Here is a 21,416-nt window from a genome sequence, read left to right as displayed (position 1 = left end):
ACATTGCGTTAGGGTTATGAGGTACCAAATATTATGTTTGGTATTAATTTGTTATAAGCCCTAAGCCGCAACAGGAGTGTGCAATGAGCATTAGTAAGCAGTATTTGAAAACCAAACCCGCTTGCAAAGTGACCTTTAAATTGGCAGCTGCCCGCTTGCCCGATGCATCACAGGTTGCTTTGTTAGGGGAGTTCAACGATTGGGATCCTGCAGCCCTTTTGATGAAGAAAAGTAAAGCCGGTGATTTCAGTGCCAGTATTACGTTACCCAAAGATAGCGAATATCAATTTCGTTATCTTATCGATGGTACCACTTGGTTAAATGACGATGATGCAGATGGCTTTGCACAAAGCGATATGTCGCATGATCAGAACTCAGTATTAAAAATTTAATTAACAAGGGGCATATCGCCCCTTTTTTTATAGCGTCAGGCGTTCAATTTAACTAATATATTAACCTTTATTGTTGCCTTTGCGCAGCGTTAGCACTTTTCTAAAACTAAACAGCCAACAGAGTATCCTGCGCCAAATGAGCATAAAATGGCTTTGTCACCCGTATCCAATCCTTGTTGATGCAAATGAAAAGCAATAATCGATCCTGCTGAAGCCGTATTGGCATAAGTATCTAACACTAACGGCGCTTCTTCAGGTAAAGGCTCGCGCCCTAAAATTTTCCGCGCAGCGAAAATATTCATATTGATATTGGCTTGATGTAACCACAGCCGTTTAAGCTCAGTTGGCGCAATGTGCTGCGCCGCAAGCTCATCTAAAATGACATCGGCGACAATCGGCAATAACTCTTTAAAGACTTTGCGCCCTTGTTGTTTGAAAAAAGGCGTACTGACATCATGCTGATCAAAGCAATGCTCGGTGTAGCCAATATCACAACGAATATTATTAGAAAATTCAGTTTTCAGGCGCATGCCTAAGATACGAAAAGCGTATGGGCTATTTGCGGTTTCTTCCGCTTCAATAATGGTTGCAGTACACACATCACCAAAAATAAAGTGGCTATCGCGATTACGATAATCGACTTGTGGCGAAGCAAACTCGGGGTTGACCACCAAAACGGTTTTCGCCGTGCCACCGCGAATGGCATTGGCAGCATTACTAATAGCAAAGGTGGCAGAAGAACAGGCAACGTTCATATCAAAAGCATAACCGCCCGCCCCTAGCTGCTGTTGCAGCTCTATCGATAAAGCCGGATAAGGGCGCTGCATGTTCGACGCCGCGCAAATAATTAAATCGATATCTGCCGGTGTTTTATTCGCTTGAACTAAGGCTTGATGCGCGGCAAACAACGCCATTTCAACCATTTCTGGCATGTGTTCTTCACCACGTTTTTGAAAAATAGGCCGCATCACGGCAGGATCTAAAATGCCGTCTTTATACAACACATGTCGCGATTTAATGCCAGAGGCTTTTTCAATAAACTCACAACTAGAATACGCCAGTGCCGCTAACTCGCCTGCGGCAATCGCTTCAGCATGTTCCGCATTATAATTATCGGCATACTGATTATAACTTTGTACCAATTCTTCATTACTAATAGTTAGTTCTGGCGTAAATAAGCCAGAGCCGCTGATCACTATGTTTTTCATCGCGCCACCTTGTGCAATTGTGAACCTTTGTCACTTTTGTGGCTCAGTATAACAAACTTGCTGGTCAGAGGTGATGCCAAGTTCAGTTATTGCAGAATATTTCAGCAGTTAACCTGCTGTTTACTGCCGCCATGCTGGCGATAAGGTACACTTAACTTAAGAAGTTCGGTTTTTTGCTGCTAACGACCTAACGTTGGCTAACCGACGACCTCACAGGAGAGTCATGTTCCGATTGATCATGTTTTTAATGGTGTTGTTGCTGCCAAACATTGCCACGGCGCAAACAAGCTTGCGCCTGACGGGTTTATCTGGCGAGCTGGAAGATAATGTAAAACTTTATCTCGACCGTTATACACCAGACGAGATCTCCACAGCACTGCGTTTTCAATCTCGCTTAGAAGATGACATTAGCACGGCTCTGCAAGCACTGGGCTATTACCACAGCACGGTCAGCATTGAACTTCAACACAGTGGTAAAAATAGTCGGCTGCTCATTCAGGTAGATGCCGGTGAGCCCACGCTTATCAACAAAGCCAATATTCTGATTAACGGCGAAGCGCAAAACGATAGTGATTTTCTGGCACTATTAAAACAAGCCCCCCAAGTTGGTCAAACTGTGCATCATGGCCGCTATGACAGTTTTAAAAAAGCGCTGACGAATTTAGCCCTACGCAAAGGCTATTTTGAGGCAAATTTTAGTCTTGCTCGTTTAGAAGTGGCGCCGGCGCTGAAACAAGCCTTTGTACAACTGACGTTTGACAGTGGCCCGCGTTACCGTTTTGGCCCGGTGAGGTTTCAAGGCAATCAAATTGAAGATGTCCGCTTACAAAGTTTAGTGCCGTTTAAAGAGGGCGATCCTTATCTGGCAACTCAACTGGGTGAATTAAACCAAGCGATTGCCAACACCAGTTGGTTTTCTTCTATTTTAGTCACCGGTAATACCGATAAGGTGACCGAACATATTTTACCGGTGGATGTTGAGCTTGCTCCGCGCAGACGCAACAGTATCGAGACCGGTATTGGTTTCTCAGATGATGTGGGCGCGCGCTTAAAGCTCAATTGGTTAAAACCTTGGTTAAATCAGCGTGGCCATAGCTTAGACAGCAAATTAGCGCTGTCGGGAGCGGAGCAAAGTATTCAGGCGGCCTATAAACTGCCATTAGAAAGCGTGGTCACCGATTTCTGGCAATTACAATACGGCCTGCGCAACCGTGATTATCAAGATACCTTGTCAAAAGAGTCTAATTTGGCATTAGAACGGCATTGGCTACTGAGCAACGATTGGTATCGTACGGCATCGCTACGCTGGTTGTATGAGGATTATACCCAAGCCGATCAACAAGACACCAGCAGCTTAATTATACCCGGTATGAGTTTCTCGCGCAGTCGGCAAACGGGTTCAGGCATGCCAACTCGCGCTGATCGCTTGTTATTAGGCGTGGAAGTATCAGATAGCAGTTGGGGCTCTGATGCTAGCTTTGTTAGGCTACGAGGTCGAGCGGGCTACATTACCACCTTTGCCAATAATCATCGTTTCGTCGGTCGGCTAGACGCTGGTGCCGTGCTGATGGAAGATATCGATAACTTACCGCCATCGATCCGTTTTTTCGCTGGTGGCGATAACAACTTACGTGGCTACGCCTATGAATCTGTTTCACCCCTTAACGATGAAGGCGAACTGATTGGCGGTCGTTACATGACAACAGCCTCACTAGAATATCAATATCGGGTAAAAGGGAACTGGTGGTTAGCCGGCTTTACCGATTATGGCAGTGCTTGGACAGATACCCCAGATTGGAAGCTCGGGGTCGGCTTTGGTGTACGCTGGGCCTCGCCTGTTGGCGCCGTCCGTATCGATTTAGCTTGGGGTTTAGATGCCGTTGACTCCCCTTTCCAACTCCATTTCTCTTTAGGACCTGAATTATGATTACTCGGTCAGAACAAAGGAGCAGCGTCTAATGCGCGTGCGCCGCTGGTTAAACCGTACACTGGTACTGCCCTTGTTAGCGGTATTACTGTTACTCAGCTTGCTGTTGTTTACGCAGCCAGGGCTACGTTTTAGCGTTTGGATAGCCGATAGCTTGGTCGATGAATTAAGCATCGGCAAAACTGAGGGCGCTTGGTTAAGTGGGGTGAGCTTAGCGGATATTCGCTTTAAAAATGCCATAGCAAATGTGCAGCTTGAAAGCCTAACCTTTCGCCTGCAAAAACGCTGCATAATACAGTTGCGTGTGTGTATCCCTGAATTAAAACTGCGTGGTAGTCGGATTGATCTCGCTAGCCTAGAAGAAACCAACCCAGACACGATGAGCGCAGCACCCGCCGAGGCCAGCGGTTCAGGGCGTATTTTACTCCCTATTCCTATTAACATTAACCGCCTCATATTAGAAGATGTGGCCCTAAATACCCCGACTCAACAACTTGCTTGGCAATCTTTTAGTACCACCTTGGTTGCTTGGGGCAGTCGAGTGCGTTTAAGCGAAACACGTTGGCATCAATTAAGCGTTGAGCTCGCGCCTGCAGCTACTGAAACCGCCGCATTACCCGGCTATCACGCGCCAGTATTACCCGAGTTTTCGCTGCCGCTATCGATCCTGATAGAAGATTTCCAACTGACAGAATTCAGCTTTAAGCAAGCAGCGTTGCATCAGCAACTGGCGAAGTTAACCTTGAGTGCCCAGTTAACGCCGCAACAAATCCGGCTACTGGATGTCAGCGCCGAGCATCCGCTTGCCTCTGTGCAATTTAGCGCCAATGTCGAGCTCAAACCTAACTACCCGCTACAAGCACAACTTGATGCAACGTTAAACCAAGGCGATTTTGCAGGACAGCGCTTGAAGTTAACACTTGGTGGCGATCTGGCGGATCTGTCGTTGTCATTGTTGGCTTCAGGGCCTATTACTGCAGAGTTACACAGCGAATTGGCGTTGTTAACCGATGATTTACCGTTACAACTTAGCCTGCAAAGCCCCCAGTTGAACTGGCCGTTAAGCGCACCGACTATGCAGTTGCACGACACCCAATTAAAAGTGACTGGCCGTTTAAGTGCTTTAAACCTGTCATTAACCAGCGCCATCACGGGTAGCAACCTGCCCGACAGTCAACTACTACTGCAAGGTCAATGGCAACATTGGCAACAACAACTTGATCTTGCCCAACTGCAATTGACGACCCTAGGCGGCATGATCAGTGCCGAAGGTTTACTCAACTTACAGCAGCAGATAGCCTGGCAATTAGCCTTAAACTTAAACGATATCCAGCCGGGTCAATATTGGCCTGATTTCCCCGGTCGCTTGCAAGGCTCGCTGCAAACCCAAGGCAGCTATAACACAGCAGGACAACTTGAGTTGCACGTACCACAAGTAAACTTGAGCGGCCCATTACGTGGTCAAGCACTGCAAATACAGGGCGAATTAGCGCTAACCGGCCAACCCGCCAACGCCGATTGGCAGCTAACAACGCCGAGCTTAACCTTAAGTCACGGCAGCAATACGCTGAGTGTCCAAGGTTCACTGGCGGAACAATGGCAATTGGATGGCGAAATCACACTGCCGCAATTAGCAATGAGTATCCCGGGTTTAAAAGGTGCAATAAACGGTGCTTTATCAGTACGCGGCCTGGCGAAACAGCCTGATATTTCAATCGCACTTAATGCCAGCAAGCTCAACTATGAAGATTTTCGACTGGCCGAAGCGAACCTAACCGCACAGGTGTCTTTGGCACAACCGATCCGCAGCCAATTGAAACTGAGCGCGACGAAGGGGCAATATCAACAACAACGTTTACAGCAATTATCGCTTGAGCTAAGCGGCACCGAGTTGGCACATCAATTAAAACTGGCGCTGACCGCGGATGAGTTCAGTACCGATATCAACTTATCAGGAGCCTTAACCGATCGCCAGCTTTGGCAAGCCGAGCTGCAACAAGTGGCCTTAACCAGCCCAGCAGGCGCTTGGCAATTAACTGCGCCGCTGCCTATTACCGTCGATATTATCAAGCAACAATTAAGCCTGGCCGCGCATTGTTGGCAGCAAGCCCCCACCACCTTATGTTTAACCGAAGCAACCACCTTAAACCGTGAAGCGATCAACCTCAGCTTAACGCTAGCAGATTATCAATTAGCACAATTAAACCCGCTACTGCCCTATCAATCGAGTTTAAAAGGCGGCATTTCACTGCAATTGGCCGCAAAATGGCAACAAGGCCAAGCCGCCAAGGCAACGCTACAATTAAACGGTGAACCGGGCAGTTTTACGCAACAACTGGATGTGCCGGTGACTTTAGATTGGTCGGCATTATCGCTTAATGCGTCACTCGAACAACATCAGCTACGCAGCCAACTTGAACTGCGTATTGGCAAGGAGGGTGTGTTACAGGCACAAACTTTGATCAGTGATTTAAACCAAGAACAAAAACCGTTACGCAGTGAAATTACGCTACAAAACCTGACATTAGATTTTTTACGGCCGTTACTGGATGAATACAGCGAGCTGGCGGGTACCTTATCCAGCCAATTAAGTATCAGCGGCGATTTAGCAGAGCCGCAAATTGCCGGTGAGCTGCGCCTTGCCGATCTGCGGGTTAAAGGTAAATTAGCGCCAACCGATATTGAGCAAGCCGATTTACAAGTAAAGTTTACCGGTGAACAAGCCAGCTTAAGCGGCATCGTCAACACCCCTGAAGGCCGGGTCACCTTAAGCGGTGATGCTAATTGGCAACAGCGTGAAGATTGGCGTTTAGCGGTGCAAGTCAAAGGGGATGAATTAAAACTGCAGATCCCACAAGCCTTACTGTTTGTAAAACCCGACCTGCAGATCACCGCCGCACCCGGGCGCAGTAAAATAACAGGTATAGTGCAGATCCCGCGTGCAACGATTATCGTTGATAGCTTGCCGCAAAATGCCGTGGGCTTATCCAACGATTTGGTGCTCTTAGATCGCCGCCTAAAACCCATCAGCGAAGAGCAAGCAGCGGCTTTTGCCATTGAAACAGACATTCGCGTGCAACTTGGGCAAGCGGTGAGTTTATCCGCATTTGGCTTAAAAACCCGTTTAAACGGTGACTTACGTGTGCAACAACAACAGTTTAACCCCACCGTGCGCGGTGAAGTGAACTTACAAGACGGTACCTTTCGTGCTTATGGCCAAGACTTATTAATCCGCCAAGGCAAAATGACGTTCAGTGGCCCCGCTGATCAGCCGTTTTTAAACGTCGAAGCCATTCGTAACCCAATTAATATGGAAGATGACGTGATCGCCGGTATTCGCGTCACAGGTCCGGCCGATCAACCGGTGATTAGTATTTTCTCCGAGCCCTCTAAACCGCAAGCCAATGCCCTTTCCTATTTAATTATGGGCCGAGATCTCGACAGTGAATCAGGCAATGCCGCCAACAGCGTTACCACCAGCTTAATTGGCATGAGCTTCGCGTCTAGCGGTAAGCTGGTTGGGGAAATTGGTGAGGCTTTTGGGGTCAGTGATCTCACTCTGGATACCGAAGGTGCCGGTGATAACTCACAGGTTACCGTCAGTGGTTATCTGACCCGAGATTTACAACTAAAATACGGTATTGGTATTTTTCAACCGATTGGCCAGTTTACACTGCGCTATCGCTTGATGCGCAGCCTGTTTTTAGAGGCAGTATCAGGCTTGGATAACGCTGTTGATGTGCTCTACAAATTTGAATTTGATTAAAGTAACTTGCTTATAAGTGAACCACTTTTTCGCCATTGACGAGTAACGTTCTTTTGTTTCGCCAAAAAGAACGTTACCTATAAACTTGACTTTACAGCCCCACGTTGCGGCGAAAACGTTAAGGGTTTAAAAGCCTGTTAGTTTCAGCGGGAGCAACTATAGGAATACCAACCAGTGGATCCGATTTCAATTGTTGAAGTGAGACAACTTTGTAATCTAAATAACTGTTTTCGCCGTTGGCGAGTAACTTTCTTTTGTCTCGCCAAAAGAAAGTCACCAAAGAAAATGCGACCCACGTTGCAGCGAAAGCCCGTTCAATTTTGCCCGCCCAAGGCGACGAGGTAACTCGCTCGGCGCTACCGCACCTTACTCAAACACCCCTCGTCTTAAAACCTTGGTCGTGCAAACTTGCACGGCTTGCAACGTAATGGGATTAACAGCACAGACACTTCGGATTGATGCGGGGCGAGTTAATAGCGAAGTAAACTTTGGCTGGAGACGTCTTTTTCAGGGATGAAAAAGAGGAGCGTACAAGGATGTATTTAAAGCGTGCTCCAGCCGAAGCTTTACGCAGCGTTTAACGTTTTCGCCGTTGGCGAGTAACGTTCTTTTGTCTCGCCAAAAGAACGTCACCAAAGAAAATGCGACCTACGTTGCAGCGAAAGCCCGCTCAATTTTGCCCGCCCAAGGCGACGAGGTAACTCGCTCGGCGCTACCGCACCTCACTCAAACATCCCTCGTCTTAAAACCTTGGTCGTGCAAACTTGCTCGGCTTGCAACGTAAAGGGATTAAAGGCAGTTTAGCCTTCGGAGTATTTCGATTTAAGATTATTTCGGCTTTGAGCGCACAACAAAAATTCCTGCTGCATCGAAATCACCATAAGATTTGATACTGCAAGTATTTGTGTATTATTGTGATGAGGTATTTATGAGGCTTCTTAGTAAGATCGTAAATTAAAAGTGAATTAAGCGCTTATCTGACTTCTCAAACCATTGATTTTCGGTAAACTCATAAGCATAAATTAATTTTACCTCTCGGGTGTTACTGAGAGGTCTACATAATAAATGTTAGCTGTATTGGGAGAGCGCATGACTAACCGACTATTCGTTTACGGTACTCTTGCTCCCGGCCGCCCCAATGAACACATCCTTGCAGACGTTCCGGGAACGTGGGAGCCCGCTACGGTTCGAGGCTCGCTGTTGCGAGAGGGCTGGGGCGCGGCCGTTGGCTATCCGGGTATTGTCCTGACAGAATACGGCGACGATATCGAAGGGTTCCTATTCACCTCGGATGATTTGGCTGCTCATTGGGCGCACCTAGACAAGTTCGAAGGGGATGATTATGTCCGGGTTCTGGTATCGGTGCAGCTTCAGGACGGCGCTACCATCGAGGCGCACATTTATGAACTGGCGAGATCAATGGCTGCTCCTTCGTGCGGCAGCTAACAAACAAATATTATCGCCAGCAAAAAAAGCTGGCTGCAACGTCAACCCGCTACGCGGCTTTCCGCGCTAAATTTGGACGTTAGCGTCTTCAGGAGCAAATTCAGATGTCATCGATACCTGAGAAAGATTGGAAAAGACTTAGCGGTCTTAAAGAAAGCTTGCTTAATTCTGCATGCGAAACAATATTTCGACGTATCGAGCAAATATCATCTACCCGCAAAGATCGGGAGCATGAGACTTACTTAGAGCTATGGAAATTAATTAACAAAGAAGATGAAGCTATTGCTGAGATGTTTAATGATCTCAAACGCAGTAATGCGGTGTTTAAAATAGCTGCTTTGAAACATCACGGTGTATTAACCGATAAGCAATTGGCTCAGTTTTCACAAGCAACACAAGAACAGGTTGCGCGTCTTTGCGAGTACAGACGCTAACAAGGAAATATTATCGCTAGCAAAAAAGCGCTGGCTGCGACGCTCACAAGTTCGCGCGCATGCGCGGGGCGTTATGTGCCAAGGAGGTTCCATGCCTGATGAATCTTATGAGGTTGAGTGTTGTGAACATGGAAAAGTACCTGCAACTTTTGTTTGTTGCCATATCCTAGAGAATGACTGCACCGAATGGTATTCCTATGAAATTCAAGCTGATGACCCTTTTCCAGATGCATGGTGTGAAAAGTGTCATATACATTTTGAAAAATTTGGGGAGTGGACAGAAGAAGCTGAAAATGCTGCAGGCGGATCTGATAGCATTCGAATTCTTTGCTTTATGTGTTATGTACACAAAATGTGCACTTTCAATGTACACGTTGTTGAGTAGGCACATAACAAAGCGTTATCGCCACTCTATCGTGGCTGTGACGGCTTAAGCTGCGCTCCAGCCGCCCCAAAGCTTTGTGTTATTCCAAAAGGAGTAGGTAAGTGGTCCAAATTATAATGGCGGTTTTGGGTTATTGTATTGGAATTAACCGTCTAGCCAAAGGCTTAGGTTATTTACCATTTAAGAAATCACTTGAAATGTCAGACGCCGAAGTCACGCGTAGAAAGCATTTATTTAGTATTTCTGGGCTGGCACTATTTGGTATAGGTGTTGTTTATACGTTAAGTTATTTTGGCGGGGATTAGCTATAACAAACAAATATTATAGCCAGCGAAAAGCGCTGGCTGCGACGTCAACCCGCTACGCGGCTTGTCGCCCCAGTGCAAAGCATTAGGCAATTTATGGATATATCCTACTTCAGAGAAAATCTCTCAACTATTGTTAAAAAAATGAATAAGCTTTTGTCCGAGGGAGAGGCACTATTTTCGAAGCAACGAATTGAATTAAATGTAGAAGAGTGTTTTTATACAGATAATCATTTTTCGGAAGCAGATCGCAAGGTATGTAAAGAGACTTTGTTAAAATACAAAGATCAACTTACATTGGAAAGGACGTTTTACGAGAATTTCCATCGAACTTACCTAAATGAAGTAGATGCGCATCTAAGTAGTTTGAGTGAAAAAAATAGAGCCCTATTTTGGGAAGAGTTATTTTCTAGTCTCCTAAGAAAACAAGAGATACGCCTTAAAATCAATTCATCAAAAGTTATTGCTATAGAAACAGTTGTTGATATTTTAGATCTGATTGGTGAACATTCTGCGTCATTTTCGATTGCCGAAGATGAAATTAGATTTACTTCTAATATTGTGCAGGCTAAGTATGAAAACTTAATAAAAATAGTTGACGAAAATTTAGAACTTCAATACCAGTTAGGACAGCTGCAAAGAAGCGTAAATGCCTAAAAAACTTCTGTAGTCGCTCACTGCGTTCGCTGGAACAAAAACAAGCTATTGAGCTATGCGAATATTGCTCTGGCTTTTTTCCCCTTAGAGCGAGCCGACTGATCATCGGTGGCCAAAGTTTTAAGAAAACGGGTGTTTGAGTGCAGCGACGGTAGCGCCGCGCGAGTTACGTTTTCGCCTTGGACAGCGCATGAGCAGCCGGGCTTTCGAGCGGAAGTGGGGGCGCATTTTCTTTGGATACTTTCTTTTGTCGACGCAAAAGAAAGTATCTCGCCAACGGCGAAAAGGTTAAATGCTCCGTAAAGCTTTGACTGGAGAACGCGGTAAATACATCCGTGTACGCTCCTCTTTTTCATCCCTGAAAACGTCTTAAGCCAACGTTTACTTCGCTATTAACTCATCAATAGAGTCTTGGTATCTGCCCCCGAAGCTTGGAGCTTGCTCCGGATTTTAGTCCCCTTAGAGCGAGCCGACTGATCATCGGTGGCCAAGGTTTTAAGAAAACGGGTGTTTGAGTGCAGCGACGAAGCATAGCGCGAGTTACGTTTTCGCCTTGGACAGCGCATGAGCAGTCGGGCTTTCGAGCGGAAGTGGGGTCGCATTTTCTTTGGATACTTTCTTTTGGCGACGCAAAAGAAAGTCTCTCGCCAACGGCGAAAACGTTAAGGGTCTTGGTATATAACACCGAAGCTATCACTTGTCATAGCCATCACGGCATTTTGTTTAACCTTGCAGCAATAAGTGCGTGTAACGCCCTAACGACGCATACGGCTCTTGTTGATTGTATTGTAACTCGAGTGCTTCAAGTTCGCTGTATTGAGTGATTTGTAGCTGACGATCACGTAAATAATCATGAAAACAGCGTACACCACTTTTACTTATGACGCTGAACCCCGCTTGCTGACACCACGCCAGCACATCCGCTTGCAGTAACGGCTGCTGTGGGCTTAAGCGTACCGGTTTTTTCACTCGCATATCGGCTTTTACGTAATCAAAATTGCCATACAAAATATTACTAAAGCGAAGCGCGTCTTTATTAAAAAACATCAGAGACAAAATGCCACCGGGTGCCAGCACTTGCCGTAATTGTTTAATTGCGCTGGCTGGATCAACCAACCACTCTAATACCGCATGACAAAGTACCAGCGGATACTGTCGCCCGGCAAGTTGACTGCTCAGGGTTTGTAATGGGCTATGGGTAAAGCTAAATTGTTGCAACAAGTTTACCGCTTCAGCCTGCGCCTTTGCAATCGCCAGCATGTCCGCAGAGATATCGGTTAAATGCACCTGATGCCCCAAGGCTGCTAGCCGCAAAGCGAGTTGCCCCTGACCACCGCCGACATCTAACACCGAACAAGGCTTAGCTAACAGCGGGAGCGCCAATAGGTCGCGCATTAACACCGCTTGGCGCAACTGCCCCTTGCTGGTGTTATAAATGTTTTGCTGGAAACGCTCAGCTAATTGATCAAAATTACGATCGGTTAATTTATCGCGCATTGCGCCTCTTTGTCGGCAGGTTAAGCCGGGTTAGCAATATCAACAAAATGTACGGTTAAACCCAGCTCAGAGGCTAAATGCTCACCTAAGGCTTTTACACCGTAACGCTCTGTGGCGTGATGGCCTGCGGCAATAAAGTGAATTCCCAGCTCGCGCGCACAGTGAATAGTTTGCTCTGAAACTTCACCACTAATAAATAGCTGTGCCCCGGCCGCTGCGGCTTGTTCGATATAGCCTTGGCCGCCGCCGCTACACCATGCTAATTTGGTTACTGCACCAATACCTACATCTTCGACCAACAGGTCACGCTGCAATTGTTCTGCTAACAACGCAGCGATCTCGGTGAGAGGCGTTGCTTTGGCTAACTTACCTTGTTGCAATACGCCAAGCGGCTCAACACCTAACACGGGTGTGGCCGTTTCAAGATGTAAAATTTGGGCTAATTGTGCATTATTACCTAAGGTTGGGTGCACATCTAACGGCAAATGATAGCCCAATAAATTGATGTCATGCGCTAACAAAAGCTGTAAACGGCGCTTTTTCATGCCAACCACCATGGGCGCTTCATTTTTCCAGAAGTAACCATGATGCACCAGGATGGCATCGGCATTTAAGGCCGCCGCTTGCTCTAATAGCGCCATGCTGGCAGTGACACCAGTGACCACGGTTTGGATCTGTGCTTTGCCTTCTACCTGCAAACCATTAGGGCAATAATCTTTAATGCGCCCACTGTCGAGTAACTGATCCAAATAGTCGACTAACTGTTGGCGTTCAATCATGGCATTTTCCTATTTTTCGCTTCTATCCACTGCCCCATATAACGGGTACTACGATAAGCATGCGATTGTAACATCTGGCCAGTAAAATTGCTGGCGCGCCGCTCTGCTCGCGTTAGAGCCGTTTCGACCAGCAGCGGTTGTAATCGCTGCCAAAAATACTGAGCTTGATCACTGTCAAAGCGCGTAGCTAAAATGTGAAAACCTTGCTGTTGCGCGCTTTGCCAAGCGGCAGCATCTTGATACATCTGACAGGCGGCAGCTGCCTGCTCGCTGCTAGTCTGGGCAATCTGACCGGCCCAGCCACTGTCGATGGTCATCCCTTCTGCACCAATAGGCGTCGTCACACTGGGTGTGCCACATTGCATGGCTTGCAATAACTTGCCTTTTAAACCGGCGCCAAAGCGCAGCGGCGCTAAACAGACTCGGGCTTGACGCATAACCTGCTCGGCATTATCTACCCAGCCTTTCACTAAAAAGCCTTCTCGAGCATTATGTAAGGCGGTGGCTTTGGGTGGCGGATAGGCTCCATAAATATGCAACTCTGCTTGGGGTAACTGCGCTCGGATCTGTGGCCATAACTGCTGCTTTAACCACAATACGGCATCCCAATTGGGCGAATGCCGGAAATTACCAATACTAATAAAGTGCTGCCGTTCAGCAAAGCCAGGCGCGCTAGCAACAGGCTCAGTTTGCCAAAATGGGCAATAGGCCATTAAGTTGGCTGGCAGCTGATAATGCTGTTGTAATAATTGCAGCTCATACTCAGAAATCACCAAGGTAAGATCACAACGATAAATCGCGGCCACTTCACGCATAGCAAGTTCATTGTTCAAGTCAGCTAGCTGCAACGGTCGCTGCTGCTTAACAGCTTCATGCCGGGCATGGCGCAGCGCATGCACGTCTTCCATATCAAGTAAACGTAAAGCCTCTGGGCAAGCCTCGGCTACGCGCCAGCCAAATTGTTCTTCTAACATAAAACGATCGAACAATACGGCAGCAGGTTGTAACTCAGCGATCCATTGATCAAAACTGCTGTCGTTCAGTGCAATGCTCTGCTCAGTAACACCAATACTTTCTAAAGCAAAGCGATGCGGGCTTTTTTCCGCCGCACTGGCAAAGATCACCTGCCAGCCCTGCTGTTGAAATAACTGCAGTAAACTGAGCATTCGGCTCCCCGCCGCCGACGAATTGGGTTCAGGCCAAACGTAACCAATAATCACTAACAGTGGCATGTTGGCTCCTATTCAAAAGGCCATATTCTACCTGCTAAGCCTGTAAATAGCATCTGTGTTGCCACCCCGTATTTCACTGACGTTGAGATAAAAAGACATTGATTAAAATCAGGTGATTGGCTAGTGTTCATCATTATCAGCAACATCAGATTGTCTGCATCACATTGCGATTAGGGAAAACGTCTTTATGTCACTGTTGCAAACAGTTAACGAAACGATACTGCTGTTTTTACCGCTAGCGGTTACGGCAATCATCGTCACTGCAATCTTGTGGATCGCGCACGTCTTTTTAATCCAACGCCATCAGAACGATGGCAATGAACGCCTTTTCCCACGGCAATTAGCCATGTTAACGCTAACGCTGATGGGTGTGATAGCCATTGCCCTGGCGTTACCGGTGAGTGATAGCTCCCGCAACCAAGTGATTGGATTAATTGGTTTAGTCATTTCGGGGGTATTTGCGTTTTCTTCTAGCACCCTGTTTTCGAATATTATGGCCGGCACTATGCTAAGGGTGACCAAACCTTTTCGGACGGGCGATTTTATTCAAGTCGGGGAGCTATTCGGTCGTGTGGTAGAACGCGGTTTACTGGATACCGAAATCCAAACCGAAAACCGTGAATTGGTGGCGATCCCCAATACTCTTCTGGTCAGTACTGCCGTTACTGTGACGCGCAGCTCGGGTTGTATTGTCTCAACAACCTTATCTTTGGGCTATGATGTGCATCATGCTCAAGTTGAAACGCTGCTGCTGCAAGCAGCGGAAAATAGCCAGTTAACCGATCCCTTTGTGCAAGTGCTTGAGCTGGGTAATTTCGCGATTACTTATAAAATCAGCGGTATGTTGGTTGATGTAAAAAGTTTACTCAGTGCTCGTTCAAATTTGCGCAAACAGGTTTTAGATGGCCTGCATGGTGAGGGTATCGAAATTATGTCACCCAGCTTTATGAATCAACGTAAAGTGCCGGATGATAGCAAGGTGATCCCTGTGGGGCGCCAACCTATTACACCGAGTCACACTGAAAATGTGGCAGAAAGCGTCGTGTTTGATAAAGCCGAAGAAGCAGAGCAACGCGAGAACGCCAAAGCAGGTTTGCAGGCACAAATTGCCGAGTGTGAACAAAGGTTAGGCGATGCCAAAGATGAGCAAAAAGAACTGCTTCAGCAGCAACTAAAAATGCTAAAAGACCAGCTAAAAATATTAAATGATACCCCGGTTGAACAAGCCGAATCGCCTGCTCAATAAGCTTAAATCACACTTAGCGGGGTACGGGTAGCACATACCAGTACACCGCCAAAAAGTGCAAAATACTACCGGCCATCACAAACAGATGCCAGATTAAATGATGCATGTACAAGCTTTTCCAAACGTAAAAAATGACACCAAACGAATAACTTAGGCCGCCGGCTAACAACAGCATTAAAGCCCCCGGCTCTAATTGCTGCAGCATCGGTTTTAACGCCAAAACCGCCACCCAACCTAAGCCAAGATAAAGCGCCAGCGACAATTTTTTGTATTTCATCGCAGTGAGCCATTCTAGCAACACGCCGCCAATGGCAATGGCCCAAACCAGCGCAAACAACGCCAAGCCCCAATGCCCCCGCAAACTGACTAAGGTTATAGGGCTGTAAGTACCCGCAATTAAAATAAAAATTGCGGCGTGATCTAGCTGTCTAAAGCGAAACTTTAATACCGGATCCACCACCGCATGATACAAACAAGAACTGCTATACAGCAGCACCAAAGCGCTGGCATAAAGTAGCGCGGCCACCCGCTGCCAAACATCCCCCTCTAGGGTATGTGAAAACAAGGCATAGCCACCGACACAAGCCAGCAAGGCACCAATACCATGGCTTAAACTGTGTAATTGATCTTCTAAACGGCTGTAATGACTCATAACATCTTAAAATAGGTGCGATAATGCAACTCATCTTACCAGCTTTATTGCTAATGCCTAACCACAGTCGACAATTTTAACTGTCTGTTCGTCTTTATTTACAGCAAAACACCCGCATATCCGCTTTACGGGGTTTCGCTTTGCTCGGCCTTTGCCGTAGAATCCGCCTACTTGTTTTGATGATTGATAATGGAGCGCTCTGATGTCAGAGATAAAACACAGCAAATTACTTATTCTTGGCTCAGGTCCTGCCGGTTACACGGCCGCCGTTTATGCCGCCCGTGCTAACTTACAACCGGTATTAATTACCGGCATGCAGCAAGGTGGTCAATTAACCACCACCACTGAAGTCGAAAACTGGCCGGGTGATGCGCATGGTTTAACAGGCCCAGCGTTAATGGAACGGATGCAGGCTCACGCAGAAGCTTTCAATACCGAGATCGTGTTTGACCATATTCATACCGTGCAATTACAACAGCGCCCCTTTATTTTAACGGGTGATAACGGCCAATACAGCTGCGATGCGCTGATAATCTGTACCGGCGCTTCTGCTAAATATCTAGGTTTAGAGTCAGAGCAAGCTTACAGCGGCCGTGGTGTTTCAGCGTGTGCTACCTGCGATGGTTTCTTCTATCGTAACCAAAAAGTAGCAGTGATCGGTGGCGGTAATACCGCAGTGGAAGAAGCGCTGTATTTAGCCAATATCGCTGCAGAAGTGCATTTAGTGCACCGCCGCGATACCTTCAAAGCAGAAAAAATCTTAATCGACCGTTTAATGGCCAAAGTGGCCAGCGGTAACATTATTCTGCATACGCACCGCACCTTAGAAGAAGTGCTAGGCGATGATATGGGCGTGAATGGTGTACGTTTAGCTTCAACCCAAGGTGAAGCGACTAAAGATATTGCCTTACAAGGCGTCTTTATTGCCATTGGTCATAAACCGAATACCGACATCTTCGCTGGCCAGCTAGAAATGAACGGCGGCTACCTGAAAGTACACAGTGGTACTGAAGGCAACGCGACACAAACCAGTATTGAAGGCGTTTTCGCTGCCGGTGATGTTGCCGACCATATTTATCGTCAAGCCATCACCTCAGCCGGTTCAGGCTGTATGGCTGCACTAGATGCTGAGCGCTACCTAGACGCCCTTGCCAAATAAGCCATCCCTGTTAACACCTTAAACGTCTCAGAGTGAGGTCCAACCACACTCTGAGACTGGTCAGACCGCACTCTGAGACAGGTTAGACCTCACTCTGAGACAGGTTGGCGTTGTAACGGGGTTTTTAGTGCTTTTTAACCGGACATTGCTATGCCGATTTATTTGCCTGAGCTAACTGTTAATTCACTTGTTTTCCCCCCGGTAAGTCAAGCGTTGACCGAGCCGGATGGTTTGTTGGCGATGGGCGGGGATTTATCGGTGGCACGGTTAACGTTGGCTTATCAGTCTGGTATTTTTCCTTGGTTTGCCGATGGCGATCCGCTGTTATGGTGGAGCCCGGGTACGCGTGCGGTATTTCCTCCTAACACGCTGCAATTAAATCGCACCTTGCGTAAACAATGGCAAAAATCCGAGCTGCAGATTACCCTTAATCATGACTTTGCTGCCGTGGTGAAACTTTGCGCGGCCCCGAGACCAAGCCAAGCACAAACATGGATCTTGCCTGATATTCAGCAAGCCTATATTGCGCTTCATCAACAGGGCTTAGCGCACAGTATTGAAATCTGGCAACAGCAGCAGTTAGTCGGAGGGTTGTACGGTGTACAATTAGGCCAGTTGTTTTGTGGAGAATCGATGTTCAACCGTATCGACAATGGCGCTAAATTCGCGCTCGTTGCGCTACAACAACATTTACAGCGTTATGCACCGGGCTGGATTGATTGTCAGCTACCCAACCCTTTTTTATTAAAACAAGGTGCCAGTACCATGCCAAGAGCCGATTACCTCGAATTGCTGCAACAACTCCGCACTCTGCCGGCACCGGCAAAACATTGGCAAGCGCAAACCTTAACGTTGCAGTATTAAGGTCCTGAATGGAAAATATTGCCTTACAATTTGGTTTAACGCAGCCGACAACCTGCAGTTATCTCCCTGAACAACAAGAACAATTAGCCGTATTGATTGGTCCTGAGCCAATTGAAGCCGATACCTATAGCCAACTCATCGCCTATAATTTCCGGCGCAGTGGGGATCAAATTTATCGACCGCACTGTGCAGACTGCAGTGCCTGTCAATCATTACGGATACTGGTGAGCGATTTTCAACCCAGTGCTGCACAGCGACGCATATTAAATAAAGCACAGCGCGAACGTTGGCATTATAAACTGAGTGACGCCCCCCAAATTGATAGCGCAGAATACACCGAGTTATTTGCCCTATTCAGCCGCTATATCGCTTTTAAACATGCTGACAGTGTGATGTTTCCGGCTACAGATGAACAATTACACTCGTTATTACATAGCTACTGGCAACCTATCCGCTTGTTAAAGCTGTATCAAGCTGATGTGTTAATGGCAGTCAGTATCATTGATGATCTTAGTGATAGTTTTTCCGCGGTTTATACTTTTTTCGCTGCTGAAGGAGCTCGGTTTTCACCGGGTAAGCTGGCGATTTTATATCTATTAGACTTCGCAGCGACCACCGATCGGCGTTTTGTTTATCTTGGCTATCAAATTGAAGGCTGCAAAAAAATGGCCTATAAGAGCGAATTTCGACCTCATCAGCGTTTTTTTAATGGTTACTGGCATTCATTTGCGTAAAAAAGCGCTTGCTGCTTTACTTATCGACGGCTTTTCGGCACAATCTGCGCTGTTTTTCGAAGGCACCCAATTTTTTATAGAGGCGAGTACGCTGAATGGCGAAAGAAGATGTAATTGAGATGCAAGGTACCATTTTGGATACCCTGCCAAATACGATGTTCAAAGTTGAACTAGAAAACGGTCACGTTGTGATCGCTCATATCTCTGGCAAAATGCGTAAGAACTATATCCGCATCTTAACTGGTGACAAAGTCACGGTTGAACTGACGCCGTACGACTTAACCAAAGGCCGGATCGTTTTCCGTCAGCGTTAAGCATTAGCCAAAAACGAACACGCTTTCGTTTATTGGATAAACCCGGCATTCGCCGGGTTTTTGCGTTAAATCATTTTTGATGACGAGTAATTAAACAAGCAGCCACTACCCGATTAGGCAGCAACTGCTTACTCATCAGGCATCTGCTAAAGCTTGGCTCGATTGATAATCAAACTGCAGCGCATCAGCAACTAAGCTAACTTTCACGTCGCCGCCACTGCTTAAACTACCAAATAAGATTTCGTTCGCTAACGGCTTTTTCAAATGCTCTTGAATTACCCGCGCCATCGGCCGTGCGCCCATTGCCGGATCATAGCCTTTGTCTGCTAACCATTGTCTTGCTTCGGCAGTTAACTCTAACGACACCTGTTTTTTATCTAACTGCACTTGCAGATCACAGATAAACTTATCAACGATTTGCAAAATAATGTCAGGATCTAAATGCTTAAACCAAATAATGCCATCTAAGCGGTTACGAAACTCAGGGCTAAAAGTCCGGTTAATTTCGGCTAACGCATCATGGCTATGATCTTGTTGCTTAAAGCCAATGGTTTTACGGATGGTTTCTTGTACACCCGCATTGGTGGTCATCACCAACACCACGTTTCTAAAATCAATCTTCCGGCCATTATTATCGGTTAGGGTGCCATGATCCATGACCTGCAGCAGAATGTTGTAGATATCGGAGTGGGCTTTCTCAATTTCATCTAACAACACCACCGAATAGGGATGCTTAGACACGGCATCGGTTAACATGCCGCCTTGTTCAAACCCGACATAGCCTGGCGGCGCGCCAATTAAGCGGCTCACCGCATGGCGTTCCATATATTCAGACATATCAAAGCGTAATAACTCTACGCCCATCACTTTTGCCAATTGCTTGGTCACTTCGGTTTTACCCACACCGGTTGGCCCCGCAAATAAGAAATTACCAATCGGCTTTTCTTCATTGCCCAAACCTGAGCGAGATAAACGAATGGCCGAGGTTAATACATCAATCGGTTCGTTCTGACCAAACACCACCATTTTTAGATTACGATCTAAATTGGCTAACACATCTTTATCTGAAGCCGATACCGACTTCTCAGGGATGCGCGCAATTTTGGCAATAACTTGTTCAATCTCTGCCACGTTAATCGTTTTACGGCGCTTAGAGGCCGGTAATAAGCGTTGTGACGCGCCGGCTTCATCTATGACATCGATGGCTTTGTCTGGTAAATGCCGTTCGTTAATGTATTTTGCCGATAACTCCGCTGCCGCACGCAACGCTTTTTGGGTATATTTAACGTTGTGATGTTTTTCATAACGCTCTTTTAAACCAATTAAAATACGCGTCGTGTCGTCAACACTCGGTTCTAACACATCAATTTTTTGGAAACGACGTACCAAGGCAGTATCTTTTTCAAAGATACTTTTAAATTCTTGATAGGTTGTTGAACCCATGCAGCGTAAACGCCCACTGGATAATAACGGTTTAATTAAATTCGAGGCATCCATAACGCCACCAGAGGCGGCACCAGCACCAATTACGGTATGAATTTCATCAATAAATAAGATGGCATTTTTTTCTTGTTCCACTTCTTTTAGTAGCGATTTTAAGCGTTTCTCAAAGTCGCCACGGTATTTGGTACCGGCCAGTAACGCGCCCATATCTAATGAGTAAATCGTTGCGTCAGCAATCACCTCAGGCACTTGTTGTTGCACAATACGCCACGCTAGGCCCTCGGCAATGGCGGTTTTGCCCACCCCGGCTTCACCAACCAGTAAAGGGTTATTCTTTTTACGCCGACATAAAATTTGTACCGCCCGCTCGACTTCGGCATCACGGCCAATTAACGGATCAATTTGACCATTTTTCGCTAATTGATTTAAGTTTGCCGTGAAGTTTTCTAAATAACGATGCTCATCAGTCGAGGATTCGCCCATATCTTCAGGGGGCGTATCGTCATGCTGCTCCAGCTTTTCGGTTTTAGCGATGCCGTGTGAAATGTAATTGACTACATCTAAGCGTGTGATATCGATTTTTTTCAGAAGATACACCGCCTGAGACTCTTGTTCTGAGAAAATCGCCACCAACACATTGGCGCCGGTGACTTCTGACTTACCTGAAGACTGCACGTGAAATACCGCGCGCTGTAAAACACGTTGAAAACCTAAAGTAGGTTGGGTATCCCGCTCGAGTTCGCCTTCGGGTAATACGGGTGTAGTGGAGTCAATAAAGCTGGCCAATTCGTGGCGCAATTTATCAATATTAGCCCCGCAGGATTTTAACGCTGCTCCTGCTGCAGGGTTATCGAGTAAGGACAACAGCAGATGTTCTACTGTCATGAATTCATGACGACGGTCACGCGCGAACCTGAAAGCCGCATTCAGTGTCAACTCAAGATCTTTATTTAACATGCACTACTCCTAATCCACC

At 46.7% G+C, this 21,416-nt stretch carries 19 protein-coding genes; 13 read left to right on the top strand and 6 right to left on the bottom strand.

The features are described 5' to 3' along the window. The first annotated feature begins 83 nt into the window (after window positions 1-83). Window positions 84-392, top strand: coding sequence for an isoamylase early set domain-containing protein (locus ACUJFK_RS08780; protein WP_306176632.1), 309 nt, complete (start codon window positions 84-86; stop codon window positions 390-392). Between the two features lie 89 nt (window positions 393-481). Here the strand turns inward: ACUJFK_RS08780 and ACUJFK_RS08775 are convergent, their stop codons facing one another. Beyond that, a complete protein-coding gene (locus ACUJFK_RS08775; protein WP_226750946.1) occupies window positions 482-1,600 on the bottom strand; it encodes a beta-ketoacyl-ACP synthase III in 1,119 nt (372 codons plus the stop codon). Between the two features lie 223 nt (window positions 1,601-1,823). Here ACUJFK_RS08775 and tamA point away from each other — a divergent pair, with 223 nt between their 5' ends. From tamA to ACUJFK_RS08740, 7 genes are all read left to right on the top strand, one after another. Next, window positions 1,824-3,527, top strand: coding sequence for an autotransporter assembly complex protein TamA (gene tamA, locus ACUJFK_RS08770; protein ID WP_445426709.1), 1,704 nt, complete (start codon window positions 1,824-1,826; stop codon window positions 3,525-3,527). A 31-nt stretch (window positions 3,528-3,558) separates the two neighbouring features. Beyond that, window positions 3,559-7,293, top strand: coding sequence for an autotransporter assembly complex protein TamB (gene tamB / locus ACUJFK_RS08765; RefSeq protein WP_445426708.1), 3,735 nt, complete (start codon window positions 3,559-3,561; stop codon window positions 7,291-7,293). A gap of 1,089 nt (window positions 7,294-8,382) precedes the next feature. Continuing rightward, a complete protein-coding gene (locus ACUJFK_RS08760) occupies window positions 8,383-8,739 on the top strand; it encodes a gamma-glutamylcyclotransferase family protein (protein WP_445426707.1) in 357 nt (118 codons plus the stop codon). 104 nt (window positions 8,740-8,843) lie between these two features. After that, a complete protein-coding gene (locus ACUJFK_RS08755; protein WP_445426706.1) occupies window positions 8,844-9,173 on the top strand; it encodes a hypothetical protein in 330 nt (109 codons plus the stop codon). 91 nt (window positions 9,174-9,264) lie between these two features. Then, complete coding sequence (locus ACUJFK_RS08750; protein WP_445426705.1) at window positions 9,265-9,558, top strand: hypothetical protein; 294 nt, start codon at window positions 9,265-9,267, stop codon at window positions 9,556-9,558. A 101-nt stretch (window positions 9,559-9,659) separates the two neighbouring features. Continuing rightward, window positions 9,660-9,863, top strand: a complete 204-nt coding sequence (locus tag ACUJFK_RS08745; protein ID WP_445426704.1) for a hypothetical protein — start codon at window positions 9,660-9,662, stop codon at window positions 9,861-9,863. Between the two features lie 96 nt (window positions 9,864-9,959). After that, window positions 9,960-10,520: a hypothetical protein gene (locus ACUJFK_RS08740; RefSeq protein ID WP_445426703.1), complete on the top strand. Its 561-nt coding sequence runs from the start codon at window positions 9,960-9,962 to the stop codon at window positions 10,518-10,520. A 723-nt stretch (window positions 10,521-11,243) separates the two neighbouring features. Here ACUJFK_RS08740 and ACUJFK_RS08735 read toward each other — a convergent pair. Genes ACUJFK_RS08735 through ACUJFK_RS08725 form a run of 3 tightly spaced genes read right to left on the bottom strand, consistent with a single transcriptional unit; the run spans window position 11,244 to window position 14,028 of the window. After that, window positions 11,244-12,017, bottom strand: coding sequence for a methyltransferase (locus tag ACUJFK_RS08735; RefSeq protein ID WP_445426702.1), 774 nt, complete (start codon window positions 12,015-12,017; stop codon window positions 11,244-11,246). Between the two features lie 20 nt (window positions 12,018-12,037). Then, entirely contained in the window at window positions 12,038-12,796 is a 759-nt protein-coding gene (locus ACUJFK_RS08730) for a Nif3-like dinuclear metal center hexameric protein (protein WP_306176637.1), read from the bottom strand. Further along, complete coding sequence (locus tag ACUJFK_RS08725; RefSeq protein WP_445426701.1) at window positions 12,793-14,028, bottom strand: glycosyltransferase; 1,236 nt, start codon at window positions 14,026-14,028, stop codon at window positions 12,793-12,795. Before ACUJFK_RS08725 ends, ACUJFK_RS08730 begins: the two co-directional genes overlap by 4 nt. Window positions 14,029-14,215: 187 nt before the next feature. On the opposite strand from ACUJFK_RS08725, the gene ACUJFK_RS08720 reads away from it, so the two are divergent. Then, complete coding sequence (locus ACUJFK_RS08720; protein ID WP_445426700.1) at window positions 14,216-15,274, top strand: mechanosensitive ion channel domain-containing protein; 1,059 nt, start codon at window positions 14,216-14,218, stop codon at window positions 15,272-15,274. 13 nt (window positions 15,275-15,287) lie between these two features. Here ACUJFK_RS08720 and trhA read toward each other — a convergent pair whose 3' ends face one another. After that, window positions 15,288-15,926, bottom strand: a complete 639-nt coding sequence (gene trhA / locus ACUJFK_RS08715; protein ID WP_445426699.1) for a PAQR family membrane homeostasis protein TrhA — start codon at window positions 15,924-15,926, stop codon at window positions 15,288-15,290. Between the two features lie 202 nt (window positions 15,927-16,128). Between trhA and trxB the strand changes: the two genes are divergently transcribed. The 4 genes from trxB to infA all read left to right on the top strand — a co-directional run bounded on the left by trxB (window position 16,129) and on the right by infA (window position 18,997). Next, the gene (gene trxB / locus ACUJFK_RS08710; protein ID WP_226750938.1) at window positions 16,129-17,085 is read left to right on the top strand and encodes a thioredoxin-disulfide reductase; all 957 of its coding nucleotides are present in this window, start codon (window positions 16,129-16,131) and stop codon (window positions 17,083-17,085) included. 150 nt (window positions 17,086-17,235) lie between these two features. Continuing rightward, a complete protein-coding gene (gene aat, locus ACUJFK_RS08705) occupies window positions 17,236-17,949 on the top strand; it encodes a leucyl/phenylalanyl-tRNA--protein transferase (RefSeq protein WP_306176641.1) in 714 nt (237 codons plus the stop codon). An 8-nt stretch (window positions 17,950-17,957) separates the two neighbouring features. Beyond that, window positions 17,958-18,683: an arginyltransferase gene (locus tag ACUJFK_RS08700; protein ID WP_445426698.1), complete on the top strand. Its 726-nt coding sequence runs from the start codon at window positions 17,958-17,960 to the stop codon at window positions 18,681-18,683. A gap of 95 nt (window positions 18,684-18,778) precedes the next feature. Continuing rightward, window positions 18,779-18,997: a translation initiation factor IF-1 gene (infA, locus tag ACUJFK_RS08695; RefSeq protein WP_008610216.1), complete on the top strand. Its 219-nt coding sequence runs from the start codon at window positions 18,779-18,781 to the stop codon at window positions 18,995-18,997. Between the two features lie 135 nt (window positions 18,998-19,132). On the opposite strand, the gene clpA is transcribed toward infA, so the two are convergent. Then, window positions 19,133-21,397 (bottom strand): ATP-dependent Clp protease ATP-binding subunit ClpA, encoded by a 2,265-nt coding sequence (gene clpA / locus ACUJFK_RS08690; RefSeq protein WP_306176644.1) that lies wholly within the window; start codon window positions 21,395-21,397, stop codon window positions 19,133-19,135. Window positions 21,398-21,416: the final 19 nt, after the last annotated feature.

The organism is Alishewanella sp. HL-SH06, assembly GCF_052656265.1.
Note: the sequence above shows the minus strand (reverse complement) of the source record. Positions and strands in the feature narration are given on the sequence as shown.

Bases quoted from the DNA above. Each gene is read 5' to 3' on its own strand.
- ACUJFK_RS08720 (WP_445426700.1), top strand. From the start codon at position 14,216: ATGTCACTGTTGCAAACAGTTAACGAAACGATACTGCTGTTTTTACCG.
- trhA (WP_445426699.1), bottom strand. From the start codon at position 15,926: ATGAGTCATTACAGCCGTTTAGAAGATCAATTACACAGTTTAAGCCAT.
- ACUJFK_RS08750 (WP_445426705.1), top strand. From the start codon at position 9,265: ATGCCTGATGAATCTTATGAGGTTGAGTGTTGTGAACATGGAAAAGTA.
- ACUJFK_RS08775 (WP_226750946.1), bottom strand. From the start codon at position 1,600: ATGAAAAACATAGTGATCAGCGGCTCTGGCTTATTTACGCCAGAACTA.
- ACUJFK_RS08755 (WP_445426706.1), top strand. From the start codon at position 8,844: ATGTCATCGATACCTGAGAAAGATTGGAAAAGACTTAGCGGTCTTAAA.
- trxB (WP_226750938.1), top strand. From the start codon at position 16,129: ATGTCAGAGATAAAACACAGCAAATTACTTATTCTTGGCTCAGGTCCT.
- tamB (WP_445426708.1), top strand. From the start codon at position 3,559: ATGCGCGTGCGCCGCTGGTTAAACCGTACACTGGTACTGCCCTTGTTA.
- ACUJFK_RS08730 (WP_306176637.1), bottom strand. From the start codon at position 12,796: ATGATTGAACGCCAACAGTTAGTCGACTATTTGGATCAGTTACTCGAC.
- ACUJFK_RS08700 (WP_445426698.1), top strand. From the start codon at position 17,958: ATGGAAAATATTGCCTTACAATTTGGTTTAACGCAGCCGACAACCTGC.
- aat (WP_306176641.1), top strand. From the start codon at position 17,236: ATGCCGATTTATTTGCCTGAGCTAACTGTTAATTCACTTGTTTTCCCC.
- tamA (WP_445426709.1), top strand. From the start codon at position 1,824: ATGTTCCGATTGATCATGTTTTTAATGGTGTTGTTGCTGCCAAACATT.
- ACUJFK_RS08780 (WP_306176632.1), top strand. From the start codon at position 84: ATGAGCATTAGTAAGCAGTATTTGAAAACCAAACCCGCTTGCAAAGTG.
- ACUJFK_RS08760 (WP_445426707.1), top strand. From the start codon at position 8,383: ATGACTAACCGACTATTCGTTTACGGTACTCTTGCTCCCGGCCGCCCC.
- ACUJFK_RS08725 (WP_445426701.1), bottom strand. From the start codon at position 14,028: ATGCCACTGTTAGTGATTATTGGTTACGTTTGGCCTGAACCCAATTCG.
- infA (WP_008610216.1), top strand. From the start codon at position 18,779: ATGGCGAAAGAAGATGTAATTGAGATGCAAGGTACCATTTTGGATACC.
- ACUJFK_RS08740 (WP_445426703.1), top strand. From the start codon at position 9,960: ATGGATATATCCTACTTCAGAGAAAATCTCTCAACTATTGTTAAAAAA.
- ACUJFK_RS08735 (WP_445426702.1), bottom strand. From the start codon at position 12,017: ATGCGCGATAAATTAACCGATCGTAATTTTGATCAATTAGCTGAGCGT.
- clpA (WP_306176644.1), bottom strand. From the start codon at position 21,397: ATGTTAAATAAAGATCTTGAGTTGACACTGAATGCGGCTTTCAGGTTC.